This window comes from Streptomyces triticisoli (genome assembly GCF_003270085.1).
In the GTDB taxonomy this organism is placed as follows: Bacteria; Actinomycetota; Actinomycetes; order Streptomycetales; family Streptomycetaceae; genus Streptomyces; species Streptomyces triticisoli.
In genome coordinates, this window is sequence record NZ_QFDQ01000205.1 from 19,514 (window position 1) to 33,451 (window position 13,938).

A 13,938-nucleotide genomic window follows, 5' to 3' on the forward strand; every position below is an offset into this window, starting at 1 on the left:
GCCGGCGGCGACCGAGTGATCACCCGCCGCCGGTGTTCTCCTTGAGCGGTCACACGCTGTCGCCGGCGTTCTCCTCCAGCCGTGCCACGAACTCCGCGACCGCCGCCCGCACGTCGTCCGCCGTCCACTCCAGGCCGGCGGCTCGCACGGAGACCTCGGTGAAGGCGAGGCCAGGGCCCATGGCGTCCCAGCCGGAGGTGAAGAGCATCGTGCCCGTCTCCTCGGCGGTCCGGATCGCGGCCTCGGCGGCCACGTCGGCCTCGTACGGCAGCCAGAGCTGGAACTCGTGGGTGTGCGGTACCTCGGGGTGCACGCGCACCCACGGCAGCCCCGCCGCGGCGAAGCCCTCGTGCAGTGCGGTGGCCACCACGCGCGCGTGCCGTACGTACTCGGGCAGGCGGGGCAGCTCCCGCTCCAGGCCGGCCAGTGCCGACAGGGCCGTGGGGAACTGCTGGAAGACGTTGCCGCCGTACCGATGCCGCCAGGCCCTGGCCTCCTCGACCAGTTCCCTCGGGCCGGCGAGCGCGGCGCCGCCGTAGCCGTCGAGCGACTTGTAGAACGACACGTACACGCTGTCGGCCAGGTCCGCGATCTCCTCCAGCGGGCGGCCGAAGTGCACGGTGGACTCCCACAGGCGCGCGCCGTCGAAGTGCACCACCGCGTCACGCGCGCGTGCCGCTTCGACGAGTTCGGTGAGCTCCTCCCAGGTGGGCAGCAGGAAACCGGTGTCGCGGAGGGGAAGTTCGAGCATCAGCGTCCCGAAGTGCTCGTCGAGGCCGCGCACTTCCTCGGCGGTCGGCAGCCGGGGCGCGCCCGTCACCCGCACCGGGCGCAGGCCGGAGACCTGGCTGAGGGCTTGCCTCTCGTGCACCTCGGGGTGGGCCAGGGCGTGCAGCGCGACCGTCGGGTTGCCGGTGCGGCCCGCCCAGCAGCGCAGGGCGACCTGCTGGGCCATCGTGCCGGTCGGGAAGAAGGCGGCGGCCTCCTTGCCCAGCAGCTGGGCGACCTTCTCCTCCAGGGCCTCGACGACTCCGTTGCCGTACATGTCCGACGGCTCGTCGAGGTCGTGGACCTCCTCCGCCCGCTCCAGCAGGGCCAGCCGCTCCCGGAGCGTCCCCAGGAACCCGGGGCGTGCGAGCACCCGCTTCGCGCTCCGGTACGCCCCTGTGCGCCGCTCGCGCAGCCGTTTGCGCTGCTCCTCGTCCGAGAGCCGCTCTTCCCGCCGGTCGTCCTGCTCCGCCGTATCACTCATGTCCCGGATCATCGCGTGCACCGGCCGCGGCGGGCACCCGGATTCCCGTACCGGGTCCGTGGGGAAGCCCACAGCCTGTGCACGAACGGACGCCCCCGGAACCGATAGCGTTAACATGACGAGAAATCGTCCGGTACCCGAAGCGGACTGGAACGGAAGGCCGCCGTCGCGTGAGTACAAGCCAACAGCCAGACCCCAGGGACCGCCCCGCGCGGCTCACCGTCGGCGTCGTCGGCGCCGGCCGGGTGGGACCCGCGCTCGCCGCCTCCCTCCAGCTCGCCGGGCACCGTCCGGTGGCCGCCTCCGGAGTCTCCGACACCTCCAGGCGGCGTGCCGAGCTGATGCTCCCCGGCGTGCCCCTGGTACCGCCCGCCGAGGTGCTGCAACGGGCCGACCTGGTGCTGCTGACCGTTCCCGACGACTCCCTGCCCGGGCTGGTCGCGGGCCTGGCCGAGACCGGCGCGGTGCGGCCCGGACAACTGCTCGTGCACACCTCCGGGCGGTACGGCGCGAACGTGCTCGACCCCGCCCTGCGCGCGGGCGCGCTGCCGCTGGCCCTGCACCCGGCGATGACCTTCACCGGTACGCCCGTCGACGTGCAGCGGCTGGCCGGGTGCTCCTTCGGCGTCACCGCCCCCGAGCAGCTGCGGCTGGCCGCCGAGGCCCTGGTCATCGAGATGGGCGGCGAGCCGGAGTGGATCGCCGAGGAGATGCGGCCGCTGTACCACGCGGCGCTCGCCCTGGGCGCCAACCACCTGGTGACACTGGTCGCCCAGTCCATGGAGCTGCTGCGCGAGGCCGGTGTCGGGGGCCCCGACCGGATGCTCGGCCCGCTGCTCGGCGCCGCCCTGGACAACGCCCTGCGCTCGGGCGACGCGGCCCTGACCGGCCCCGTCGCGCGCGGCGACGCCGGTACGGTCGCCGCCCACGTCACCGAACTGCGCCGGCACGCCCCGCAGACCGTCGCCGGCTATCTGGCGATGGCCCGCGCCACCGCCGACCGCGCGCTCGCCCACGGCCTGCTCAAGCCCGAACTCGCCGAGGACCTGCTGGACGTCCTCGCCGGCGGTGCCGACCTGCCCGAGAACGGGGAAGACCGATGAGCCGTCGCACGAGCCGTCGCACGTGCGGACTCGCCCCCACGGCGGACGATCTGGAGTACGCGCGCGACCACTTCGCGGGCCCGGGACGCACCGCCGTCGTCATGACCATGGGCGCCCTGCACGAGGGCCACGCCACCCTGATCCGCACGGCCCGCGCCCACGTCGGCGACGAGGGCTTCGTGATCGTCACCGTCTTCGTCAACCCGCTGCAGTTCGGCGCGGGCGAGGACCTCGACCGTTACCCGCGCACCCTGGACGCCGACCTGAAGGTCGCCGAGCAGGCGGGCGCCGACGTCGTGTTCGCGCCGTCCGCGGAGGAGGTCTACCCGGGCGGCGAACCCCAGGTCCGGATCACCGCCGGCCCCATGGGCGAGCGCCTGGAGGGCGCCTCGCGCCCCGGGCACTTCGACGGCATGCTCACCGTGGTCGCCAAGCTGCTGCACCTCACCCGTCCCGACATGGCCCTGTACGGCCAGAAGGACGCCCAGCAGCTCGCCCTGATCCGCCGCATGGTGCGCGACCTCGACTTCGGTGTGGAGATCGTCGCCGTGCCGACCGTGCGGGAGGACGACGGCCTGGCCCTGTCCAGCCGCAACCGCTACCTCTCCCCGCGGGAGCGGCGCACCGCCCTGGCCCTCTCCCAGGCCCTGTTCGCAGGCCGGGACCGGCACGCCGCCCAGGAGGCGCTGTGCGCGCGGGCCCGCGAAGTGCCCTCCACGCGTGCGCGTGCCGAGGCCCTCAGCGCGCTCGGGGAGTCCCGCGCGGCCGCCGACGCCGCCGCCGTCGCCAAGGCGTCCCCCGGTGCGGCCGCCGCCGTCCGTACGGCCGCCCGACTGGTCCTGGACGAGGCCGCGCGCTTCGACCCGCCGCTCGAACTCGACTACCTGGCCCTCGTCGACCCCTCCGACTTCACCGAGATCGGGGACGACTTCACCGGCGAGGCCGTCCTCGCCGTCGCCGCCCGGGTCGGGACGACCCGGCTGATCGACAACCTCCCCCTCACCTTCGGAGACCTCGGAGCCGCCTCGTGACCAGCACAGGCATACGACTGCACGCGCCCGCGCCCGGGTGGTCCATCGCCGCGGACGTCGTGGTCGTCGGTTCCGGGGTGGCCGGCCTGACCGCCGCGCTGCGCTGCGAGGCCGCCGGCCTGACGACGGTCGTCGTGACCAAGGCCCGCCTCGACGACGGCTCCACCCGCTGGGCCCAGGGCGGCATCGCGGCGGCCCTAGGCGAGGGCGACACCCCCGAGCAGCACCTGGACGACACCCTGGTGGCCGGCGCGGGCCTGTGCGACGAGGAGGCCGTACGGCTCCTCGTCACCGAGGGCCCCGACGCGGTACGGCGGCTGATCTCGACCGGCGCGCACTTCGACACCGACGACGAGGGCGGCATCCAGCTCACCCGTGAGGGCGGCCACCACCGCCGCCGCATCGCCCACGCGGGCGGCGACGCGACGGGCGCGGAGATCTCCCGGGCGCTCGTCGAGGCGGTACGCGCGCGTGGGGTGCGCACCGTCGAGAACGCGCTCGTCCTGGACCTGCTCACGGACGCCGACGGCCGCACCGCGGGCGTGACCCTGCACGTCATGGGCGAGGGCCAGCACGACGGCGTGGGCGCCGTGCACGCGCCCGCCGTGGTCCTGGCCACCGGCGGCATGGGCCAGGTGTTCTCCGCGACCACCAACCCGTCCGTGTCCACGGGCGACGGCGTGGCGCTCGCCCTGCGCGCGGGGGCGGAGGTCTCCGACCTGGAGTTCGTGCAGTTCCACCCGACCGTGCTCTTCCTCGGCGCCGACGCCGAGGGCCAGCAGCCGCTGGTCTCCGAGGCGGTGCGCGGCGAGGGCGCCCACCTGGTCGACGGCGACGGCGTGCGCTTCATGGTGGGACAGCACGAACTGGCCGAGCTCGCGCCCCGGGACATCGTCGCCAAGGGCATCATGCGGCGGATGCGGGAGCAGGGCGCCGAGCACATGTTCCTCGACGCCCGGCACTTCGGCGCGGACATGTGGGAGCGCCGTTTCCCGACCATCCTGGCCGCCTGCCGCGCCCACGGCATCGACCCGGTCACCGAGCCCGTCCCGGTCGCCCCGGCCGCCCACTACGCCTCCGGGGGCGTGCGCACCGACTCCCACGGCCGGACGACCGTGCCCGGTCTGTACGCGTGCGGCGAGGTGGCCTGCACCGGCGTGCACGGCGCCAACCGGCTCGCCTCCAACTCCCTGCTGGAGGGGCTGGTGTACGCCGAGCGCATCGCCGCCGACATCGCGCGGGAGCGGGCGGACAACGGCCTCCACGCGCGTGTGCCGCAGCCCGTGGCACATCCGGAGACGCCGGCGCACCCCCTGCTCGCCCCCGAGGCCCGGTTCGTGATCCAGCGGATCATGACCGAGGGCGCGGGCGTCCTGCGCTCCGCCGCGTCCCTGGCCACGGCCGCCGACCGGCTCGAGCGGCTGCACGCCGAGGCCCGCGGCGCCCTGGAGGAGAACGGCAAGACCGCCGAACCCGGCGTGGACACCTGGGAGACCACCAACCTCCTGTGCGTGGCCCGCGTCCTGGTCGCCGCCGCCCGGCTGCGCGAGGAGACCCGCGGCTGCCACTGGCGTGAGGACCACGCCGAGCGCGACGACACCCACTGGCGCCGCCACATCGTCGTACGGCTGGATCCGGACCGTACGACGGCGGTGCACACCACCGACGACGCAGACTTCCCCCCGACCCGCCCCGAGGCCCTCGTGGCCCCGCGTCCCCTGGAGCAGTGACACAAGTGAGCACCGAAGACCTTCCCCTCGCCCCGAACGGCGGCTGCGGCGACGGCTGTGCCTGCGGCGCGGAGGCCGACGAGGAGTACCTGGAGTGCGGGCTCGACCCCGCGCTCGCCCAGCTCCTGGCGGACGCCGGACTCGACCCGGTCGAGGTCGAGGACATCGCGAACGTCGCCATCCAGGAGGACCTCGACCGCGGCGTGGACGTGACGACGGTCGCGACCATCCCCGAGGAGGCCGTGGCCACCGGTGACTTCACCGCCCGCGAGGCGGGCGTGGTGGCCGGTCTGCGCGTGGCCGAGGCCGTGCTGTCGGTCGTCTGCACGGACGAGTTCGAGGTCGAGCGGCACGTCGAGGACGGCGACCGCGTCGAGGCCGGGCAGAAGCTGCTGTCGGTCACCACGCGCACACGTGACCTGCTGACCGCCGAGCGCAGCGCGCTGAACCTGCTGTGCCGCCTGTCCGGCATCGCGACCGCCACGCGCGCGTGGGCGGACGCCCTGGAGGGCACCAAGGCCAAGGTGCGCGACACCCGCAAGACCACGCCCGGTCTGCGCGCGCTGGAGAAGTTCGCCGTCCGGTGCGGTGGCGGTGTGAACCACCGCATGTCGCTGTCGGACGCGGCCCTGGTGAAGGACAACCACGTGGTGGCCGCCGGCGGTGTCGGGCAGGCGTTCAAGGCCGTACGGGAGGCGTTCCCCGAGGTGCCGATCGAGGTCGAGGTGGACACCCTGCACCAGCTGCGCGAGGTAGTGGACGCCGGCGCCGACCTGATCCTGCTGGACAACTTCACGCCCGTCGAGTGCGAGGAGGCCGTGGCGATCACCGGCGGCCGGGCGCTGCTGGAGGCATCGGGCCGGCTCACCCTGGGCAACGCCCGTGCCTACGCCGAGACCGGCGTCGACTTCCTGGCCGTGGGGGCCCTGACCCACTCCTCGCCGATCCTGGACATCGGCCTGGACCTGCGCGAGGCGGAGTAACGGCATGCTCCTGACGATCGACGTCGGCAACACGCACACGGTCCTGGGTCTGTTCGACGGGGAGGACATCGTCGAGCACTGGCGCATCTCCACGGACGCGCGCCGCACGGCCGACGAGTTGGCGGTGCTGCTGAACGGCCTCATGGGCATGCACCCGCTGCTGGGCGACGAACTGGGCGACGGCATCGACGGCATCGCGATCTGCGCGACCGTGCCGTCGGTGCTGCAGGAACTGCGGGAGGTGACACGGCGCCACTACGGCGACGTGCCCGCGGTGCTCGTCGAACCGGGCGTGAAGACGGGCGTGCCGATCCTGTTCGACAACCCCAAGGAGGTCGGCGCCGACCGGATCATCAACGCGGTGGCGGCGAACGAGCTGTACGGCGGACCGGCGATCGTCGTCGACTTCGGTACGGCGACGACGTTCGACGCGATCAGCGCGCGCGGGGAGTACGTCGGAGGGGTCATCGCGCCCGGCATCGAGATCTCCGTGGAGGCGCTGGGCGTCAGGGCGGCGCAGCTGCGGAAGATCGAGGTGGCCCGGCCGCGCAATGTGATCGGCAAGAACACGGTCGAGGCGATGCAGGCCGGGATCATCTACGGGTTCGCCGGGCAGGTCGACGGGGTGGCGCGCCGGATGGCCCGGGAGCTGGCCGACGATCCGGAGGACGTGACGGTGATCGCGACGGGCGGGCTGGCGCCGATGGTGCTGGGCGAGTCCTCGGTGATCGACGAGCACGAGCCGTGGCTGACGTTGATCGGCCTGCGGCTGGTTTATGAACGGAACATGTCACGCCTCTGAGAGGGTGTCGCGTCTGGCCCAGGAGCGGCTCCGAGCGCGCCGCATGTCGGGTTTGTCCGACTGGCGCCGTATGGTCGGCCCATGCCCACGCCATACGGAACCCGCGGCGGCATGGCGTTCGGCGCGGAGGAGCTGCGTGTGCTCCGCCGCGCTCTCGCCCTCGCCGTTCAGTCCCGTCCCGCCGGCGCCGAGGACGTGCGGGACTGTCTCCGGCTCGCCGAGTCGCTCGACGAGGCGGTGCGCGAGGGCGCCCGGCTGCGCGCGTTCCTGCTGGCCGACCTCGCCCGCTACCGCGCCGCCCTCCCCGGCACGGCGGCCGCCTATCTGACCCTCCTCGAGGAGTGCCTGCACGCCGGCCACCGCCCCACCCCCGACGACGTGACCGCCCTCCAGGCCCTGCGCGGCAACCCGACCGCCGCCTCCCTCCTCCCCAGGGCCCGCGCAACGGTCCCCACCGCCCGCACCGCCCCGACCGGCCGAGCTCCCCGCACGACGCCGACCGGCCCACCGACGGACGCCACGCCACCGCCGGCTTCCGCCCCGCCGCCTGCTTCCGGAGTGCCACCCGGCCCTGACGTCCAGGCCGACCCCACCACACGGACCGCGCACACGCGGCTCCCGGTGGGCACCGGTCCGGTGCGGCCGGCCGCTCGCCCGGTGGCGGCCGTGCCGGCGGCGGGGGGTGCTTGCTCGGCGTCTGTCGTGCCGGCGGGGGTGACCGCTTCCACCTTGCCGGCTGTCTCCGCGATGCCGACCGGTCCTGGCGCAGCGACCGGCCCCGCCGCGCGGACCGCTCACCCGCAGCCCGGCACGACCACCGGTCCGGTCGGGCAGGCCGCTCGCCCGGTGGCGCCGACTGCTCCCACGCCGTCGCCCGGCCCCGCCGCGCGGACTGTGCACACGCGGCTCACGGTGGCGGCCGGTCCGGGGGCGGCTTCCGGCTCGCCGGCTGCTTCCGTGTGGTCGGTGGGCCGTGCCGTGGCGGCAGGTTCCGCTGCGCGGGCCGCTCGCCCGACGGCCGTCGGGACGGCTGCTTCCGCGGGGGTGGGCAGTCCCGTCGCGACACCCGTTCCTGTCGCGCCCGCCGTCCCCACGGAGCCGGTCGGACAGCCGAAGCCCGTTGCAGGCTGCCCGACCAGCCCCGGTTCCGTCGTCGCTCAGGGACTTGCGGGGGCGGGTGGTGGGGAGGAGCCGGACAAGGAGCCGGCGGTGGAGCCCGGGAAGCGGCCCGCTCCCGCTCGGCCGGGGACGCCGGAGCCCGGGCGGCGGCCCGTGCCCACGCCGGGGGAGGTGTTCCCGCGGCGGAAGCCGGGTGCACCGGCCGGGAAGCCGCGGCAGCGCCTCGCGGCGGCGCAGCCCTCCGGGGCACCCCACCGTCGCCCGGCTACTCTGGACTCATGGACTACGTCTCCGCACTCGTTCCGTCGGCCGTGATGGCCGTGTTCTTCATCGCTGTGGTCAGGGTGATCGTGAAGTCCCAGGGCGGGGCCGCGAAGGCCAAGGAGGACGCGGCCGTGGACGCCGCCATCGCACGGGCGAAGAGCGGCCCCCAGACCTCCGGGACCACCGCCTCCACCGACGCCTGAAGGACGCCTGACGCGGCGTACGACCCCTGCTCCGGTGGGCCGTACGCCCTTTTTGTCCCCGTTTGGCGCTGAAAGCGCACGTTCAGCACGCCATTGCCGGGATCTCCTACTAGGGTGTCGAGATGTGCCTCGGCCCTTGGGAGAACTCGAAGACGCGGTCATGACGCGGGTGTGGAAGTGGAACCGCCCGGTGACCGTCCGGGAAGTCCTGGAAGACCTCCAACGGGAACGCACCATCGCGTACACCACCGTGATGACCGTTTTGGACAATCTCCATCAGAAGGGCTGGGTGCGCCGCGAGGCGGAGGGCCGGGCCTATCGATATGAGGCCGTCTCCACCCGCGCCGCCTACGCCGCCGCACTGATGAACGAGGCCTGGTCCCGCAGCGACAACGCGGCCGCCGCTCTCGTCGCCTTCTTCGGCATGATGAGCGACGAACAGCGGCAGGCCCTGCGAGATGCCGTACGCATGGTGGAAGGCGGCACCGAAGTCCCCGCCCCCGGCCCCGAAGAACAGCCCGCCGAACAGCCCGCCGAACAGCCCGCCGAAGAGCCCGCCGAAGACTCCTCCGAAGTCCCGGAAGTCATGGGGGAAGTCCCGGATACCGCCGAAGCCGCGGATACCGGTGACGAGAACCCCGACTCGGCGCCGGGCGGCCGCGGGCGATAGCGTCCGCTCATGTCCGCAGAGCGTCCCGAAGAGCGTCCCGAAGAGACCGCAAAAGCCATCACCGTCCGGCGCGCCCGGACCAGCGATGTCCCGGCCGTGCGCCGACTGCTCGACGCCTACGTTCGCGACGGCATCCTGCTCGACAAAGCGACGGTGACCCTTTACGAGGACATCCAGGAGTTCTGGGTCGCCGAACGCGACGACAACGCGGAGGTCGTCGGCTGCGGCGCGCTGCACGTGATGTGGGAAGACCTGGCGGAAGTACGCACTCTCGCGGTGAAGCCGGGTCTGAAGGGCGCCGGCGTCGGACACCGGTTGCTGGAGAAGTTGCTTCAGACCGCACGCCGGCTCGGCGTTCGCCGCGTATTCTGCCTGACCTTCGAAGTGGACTTCTTCACCAAGCACGGCTTCGTGGAGATCGGCGAGACCCCGGTCGACACCGATGTCTACGTGGAGCTGCTGCGTTCCTATGACGAGGGCGTCGCGGAGTTCCTCGGTCTCGAACGAGTGAAACCGAACACCCTGGGTAACAGCCGGATGCTTCTGCATCTGTGATCCACATTCTGCCCGGCTGACCGGGACCGCGTTCCCTATGTCCGAAACGCGCATGTTTCCGGACAGGATGAGCGGCTGGTCTCTCCCAGGGGTTTGTGTTTTCCTCGCAAAAGCGGTTTGCTTTCCGACGTACTGCTGTACTGCATATAACAGGGGACGGCGAAACGGCGGACACCGACCACCTCCGGCCCTCACGTTATCGATGAAAGGAAATCCGGTGGCACAGAAGGTTCAGATCCTTCTTGTCGATGACCTCGACGGCAGCGAGGCGGACGAGACCGTGACGTTCGCGCTGGACGGCAAGACGTACGAGATCGATCTCACCACCGCCAATGCGGACAAGCTCCGTGGCCTTCTCGAGCCGTACCTGAAGGGCGGCCGGCGTCTCACGGGCCGCGCTGCGGGCGGGCGCGGAAGGGCGCGTGCCGCTTCTGTCGGCAGCCAGGACACCGCGCAGATCCGCGCCTGGGCGAGGGCGAACGGCTACGAGGTCAACGACCGCGGACGGGTCCCCGCGACCATCCGCGAGGCCTACGAGAAGGCGAACGGCTGACCCGGGGCCTACTCCAGGCCCCGGGGGCACACGGACGGCTGGGCGCACGCGCGCCGCAGCCGGATCCGGTGGCAGTGCGCCGCCAGCGTGTCCACCAGTCGTACGAGATCGGGGGCGCCCCGGCCGCCCCGCACGGCCGACAGCGTCGGCAGCGAGGCCTCGACCTCGCACCCGGACGGGGGCCGCAGCCACACGGCGGCCCCCTGTGAACCGGAGCGGCCCGGCGGAAGCGGCCGGGCTCCGAGTGGCCCGGCGCCCGGGGTCGGCGGCGCCTCCATCAGCGTGCCCGCGCCCAGGGCCACCAGGTCCGGCTCCAGCACCGACGGGCCCCACTCCAGCCACTGCAGCAGTCCGGGCAGCTCCTCCGCGCTGCCCGCCGCCACCAGCAGCCGCATCCGGTCCCCGCCCACGGCCACCGGAGAGCCCGGCCCCAGATGGCGCAGCGCAGGGCGTCCGGCCTCGACGGGCACGTCCAGGACGTCGAAGCGGAGGCCCACGACAAGTCGTACCGGCTCTCCGGGCACCGTCTCCCATCCCAGATCGTTCTCGTACCAGTGCCGCGTCCCGTCACCGGGGCCGAGTGACCGACGGGGAGAGGGAAGCGGAAGAGGAATCGCGGAGAGGCTGCCGACCATGCCGGGTGCAACCGCCGGAAACGCGCCGAAGTCACGGTGGGTGGTGAGATACCCACCAAGAGTGGCGAATGGGAGGGCGTGCGAGGACGAGAAGGGGCGCAAGGTTGTTCGCCCATAGCTGAGGGAAGCGGCGCGCTCGGCATGGAGTGTCAGTCCGCGCGGGTAAGACATGCCTAGTGGGAGGGGTCGACGCGCAGGCGGCACCCGGGCAGCGGAGTCTCACGTTCGCCATCGGCGTACTGGCGACTGGGGTATCTGCCTGGCCTGCGGGAACATCGTCTCGCACCATCGGGTTGGAGTAGATGTCGGCAGTCGAGGTCAGGAGGCCAAGGACGGTGTCGGCAGTTGGAATGAGCGGTCCCCGCTTGCGGGACTAAGCTGCGGAAGGACAGGGAGGGGAAGTTCCCCCCACTGCCTGACCGCTCTGAGGAGCGATTAACGATGTTCGAGAGGTTCACCGACCGCGCGCGGCGGGTTGTCGTCCTGGCTCAGGAAGAGGCCCGGATGCTCAACCACAACTACATCGGCACCGAGCACATCCTCCTGGGCCTGATCCACGAGGGTGAAGGTGTCGCCGCCAAGGCCCTTGAGAGCCTCGGGATTTCGCTCGAGGCGGTCCGCCAGCAGGTGGAGGAGATCATTGGCCAGGGCCAGCAGGCGCCGTCGGGTCACATTCCCTTCACTCCCCGTGCCAAGAAGGTCCTGGAGCTGTCGCTGCGCGAGGCTCTTCAGCTGGGCCACAACTACATCGGCACGGAGCACATCCTGCTCGGCCTGATCCGTGAGGGCGAGGGCGTCGCCGCCCAGGTCCTGGTCAAGCTGGGCGCCGATCTCAACCGGGTGCGGCAGCAGGTCATCCAGCTGCTCTCCGGTTACCAGGGCAAGGAGACCGCCACCGCCGGCGGCCCTGCCGAGGGCACGCCCTCGACGTCCCTGGTCCTCGACCAGTTCGGCCGGAACCTCACCCAGGCCGCTCGTGAGTCCAAGCTCGACCCGGTCATCGGGCGCGAGAAGGAGATCGAGCGGGTCATGCAGGTGCTCTCCCGCCGTACCAAGAACAACCCGGTGCTGATCGGTGAGCCCGGCGTCGGCAAGACCGCCGTCGTCGAGGGCCTCGCCCAGGCCATCGTCAAGGGCGAGGTGCCCGAGACCCTCAAGGACAAGCACCTCTACACCCTGGACCTCGGTGCCCTGGTCGCCGGCTCCCGCTACCGCGGTGACTTCGAGGAGCGCCTGAAGAAGGTGCTCAAGGAGATCCGCACCCGCGGCGACATCATCCTGTTCATCGACGAGCTGCACACGCTGGTCGGTGCGGGTGCCGCCGAGGGCGCCATCGACGCGGCGAGCATCCTCAAGCCGATGCTGGCCCGCGGTGAGCTGCAGACCATCGGCGCCACCACGCTGGACGAGTACCGCAAGCACCTGGAGAAGGACGCGGCCCTGGAGCGCCGCTTCCAGCCCATCCAGGTCGCCGAGCCGTCCCTGCCGCACACCATCGAGATCCTCAAGGGCCTGCGCGACCGGTACGAGGCGCACCACCGCGTCTCCATCACCGACGAGGCGCTTGTCCAGGCCGCCACGCTGGCCGACCGGTACATCTCGGACCGCTTCCTGCCGGACAAGGCGATCGACCTGATCGACGAGGCCGGCTCCCGGATGCGCATCCGCCGGATGACCGCGCCGCCGGACCTGCGCGAGTTCGACGAGAAGATCGCCGGTGTCCGCCGGGACAAGGAGTCCGCGATCGACTCGCAGGACTTCGAGAAGGCCGCCTCCCTGCGCGACAAGGAGAAGCAGCTCCTGGCCGCCAAGGCCAAGCGGGAGAAGGAGTGGAAGGCCGGCGACATGGACGTCGTCGCCGAGGTCGACGGCGACCTGATCGCCGAGGTCCTCGCCACGGCCACCGGCATCCCGGTCTTCAAGCTGACCGAGGAGGAGTCCAGCCGCCTGCTCCGCATGGAGGAGGAGCTGCACAAGCGGGTCATCGGCCAGGACGACGCCGTGCGGGCGCTGTCCCGGGCGATCCGGCGTACGCGTGCGGGTCTGAAGGACCCCAAGCGCCCCGGTGGCTCGTTCATCTTCGCCGGCCCGTCCGGCGTCGGTAAGACCGAGCTGTCCAAGGCGCTGGCGGAGTTCCTCTTCGGTGACGAGGACGCGCTGATCTCCCTCGACATGTCGGAGTTCAGCGAGAAGCACACGGTCTCCCGTCTCTTCGGTTCGCCCCCCGGCTACGTGGGCTACGAGGAGGGCGGCCAGCTGACGGAGAAGGTGCGCCGCAAGCCGTTCTCGGTCGTCCTGTTCGACGAGGTCGAGAAGGCCCACCCGGACATCTTCAACTCGCTGCTGCAGATCCTGGAGGACGGTCGCCTGACCGACTCCCAGGGCCGGGTCGTGGACTTCAAGAACACGGTCATCATCATGACGACCAACCTCGGCACCCGGGACATCTCCAAGGGCTTCAACCTGGGCTTCGCCGCCGCGGGCGACACGAAGACCAACTACGAGCGCATGAAGAACAAGGTGTCGGACGAGCTCAAGCAGCACTTCCGCCCCGAGTTCCTCAACCGCGTCGACGACGTGGTCGTCTTCCCGCAGCTGACGCAGAACGACATCCTCGCGATCGTCGACCTGATGATCGGCAAGGTGGACGAGCGCCTGAAGGACCGGGACATGGGCATCGAGCTCTCCCAGTCCTCCAAGGAACTGCTGGCCCAGAAGGGTTACGACCCGGTCCTGGGCGCCCGGCCGCTGCGCCGGACGATCCAGCGCGAGATCGAGGACTCGCTCTCCGAGAAGATCCTCTTCGGCGAGCTGCGCCCCGGTCACATCGTGGTCGTGGACACCGAGGGCGAGGGCGAGAACAAGACCTTCACCTTCCGGGGTGAGGAGAAGTCGGCGCTGCCGGACGTCCCGCCGATCGAGCAGGCGGCCGGCGGAGCCGGGCCGAACCTGAGCAAGGACGTGTAAGCCGCCGCGCTCGGCCCGAACCGGCCTGAACCGAAGGGGGCTGCCCCGGGACCTGGAGTCCCGGGGCAGCC

General features: G+C 72.0%; 12 protein-coding genes and 1 pseudogene. 11 read left to right on the plus strand and 2 right to left on the minus strand.

Features of this window, described 5'->3' with window-relative positions; genetic code table 11:
- Window positions 1-49 precede the first annotated feature (49 nt).
- Complete coding sequence (locus DEP02_RS25855; protein ID WP_112470106.1) at window positions 50-1,252, minus strand: threonine aldolase family protein; 1,203 nt, start codon at window positions 1,250-1,252, stop codon at window positions 50-52.
- A gap of 170 nt (window positions 1,253-1,422) precedes the next feature.
- On the opposite strand from DEP02_RS25855, the gene DEP02_RS25860 reads away from it, so the two are divergent.
- From DEP02_RS25860 to DEP02_RS25905, 10 genes and pseudogenes are all read left to right on the plus strand, one after another.
- Window positions 1,423-2,355 carry a Rossmann-like and DUF2520 domain-containing protein gene (locus tag DEP02_RS25860; RefSeq protein ID WP_112470095.1) on the plus strand — a complete coding sequence of 311 codons (933 nt, stop codon included), beginning with the start codon at window positions 1,423-1,425 and terminating at the stop codon, window positions 2,353-2,355.
- Window positions 2,352-3,386, plus strand: coding sequence for a pantoate--beta-alanine ligase (panC, locus tag DEP02_RS25865; RefSeq protein WP_198668589.1), 1,035 nt, complete (start codon window positions 2,352-2,354; stop codon window positions 3,384-3,386). The genes DEP02_RS25860 and panC overlap by 4 nt, the downstream gene beginning before the upstream one ends.
- Window positions 3,383-5,116 carry an L-aspartate oxidase gene (locus DEP02_RS25870; RefSeq protein WP_112470096.1) on the plus strand — a complete coding sequence of 578 codons (1,734 nt, stop codon included), beginning with the start codon at window positions 3,383-3,385 and terminating at the stop codon, window positions 5,114-5,116. The genes panC and DEP02_RS25870 overlap by 4 nt, the downstream gene beginning before the upstream one ends.
- A 5-nt stretch (window positions 5,117-5,121) precedes the next feature.
- A complete protein-coding gene (gene nadC, locus DEP02_RS25875) occupies window positions 5,122-6,099 on the plus strand; it encodes a carboxylating nicotinate-nucleotide diphosphorylase (protein WP_112470097.1) in 978 nt (325 codons plus the stop codon).
- A 4-nt stretch (window positions 6,100-6,103) separates the two neighbouring features.
- Complete coding sequence (locus tag DEP02_RS25880; protein WP_112470098.1) at window positions 6,104-6,901, plus strand: type III pantothenate kinase; 798 nt, start codon at window positions 6,104-6,106, stop codon at window positions 6,899-6,901.
- Window positions 6,902-6,982: 81 nt separating this feature from the next.
- Window positions 6,983-7,558: pseudogene (locus tag DEP02_RS35915) on the plus strand (hypothetical protein); the annotation flags it as partial.
- A 740-nt stretch (window positions 7,559-8,298) separates the two neighbouring features.
- Window positions 8,299-8,487 (plus strand): hypothetical protein, encoded by a 189-nt coding sequence (locus tag DEP02_RS25890; protein WP_112470099.1) that lies wholly within the window; start codon window positions 8,299-8,301, stop codon window positions 8,485-8,487.
- Between the two features lie 160 nt (window positions 8,488-8,647).
- The gene (locus tag DEP02_RS25895; RefSeq protein WP_232839279.1) at window positions 8,648-9,157 is read left to right on the plus strand and encodes a BlaI/MecI/CopY family transcriptional regulator; all 510 of its coding nucleotides are present in this window, start codon (window positions 8,648-8,650) and stop codon (window positions 9,155-9,157) included.
- 9 nt (window positions 9,158-9,166) lie between these two features.
- Window positions 9,167-9,712 (plus strand): amino-acid N-acetyltransferase, encoded by a 546-nt coding sequence (locus DEP02_RS25900; RefSeq protein ID WP_112470101.1) that lies wholly within the window; start codon window positions 9,167-9,169, stop codon window positions 9,710-9,712.
- Between the two features lie 217 nt (window positions 9,713-9,929).
- Window positions 9,930-10,265 (plus strand): histone-like nucleoid-structuring protein Lsr2, encoded by a 336-nt coding sequence (locus DEP02_RS25905; protein WP_112470102.1) that lies wholly within the window; start codon window positions 9,930-9,932, stop codon window positions 10,263-10,265.
- A gap of 8 nt (window positions 10,266-10,273) precedes the next feature.
- Here the strand turns inward: DEP02_RS25905 and DEP02_RS25910 are convergent, their stop codons facing one another.
- Window positions 10,274-10,900: an SCO3374 family protein gene (locus DEP02_RS25910; protein WP_112470103.1), complete on the minus strand. Its 627-nt coding sequence runs from the start codon at window positions 10,898-10,900 to the stop codon at window positions 10,274-10,276.
- Between the two features lie 441 nt (window positions 10,901-11,341).
- Here DEP02_RS25910 and DEP02_RS25920 point away from each other — a divergent pair, with 441 nt between their 5' ends.
- On the plus strand, window positions 11,342-13,867 hold the full coding sequence (locus tag DEP02_RS25920; protein ID WP_112470105.1) for an ATP-dependent Clp protease ATP-binding subunit: 2,526 nt from the start codon (window positions 11,342-11,344) through the stop codon (window positions 13,865-13,867).
- The last annotated feature ends 71 nt before the right edge of the window (window positions 13,868-13,938 follow it).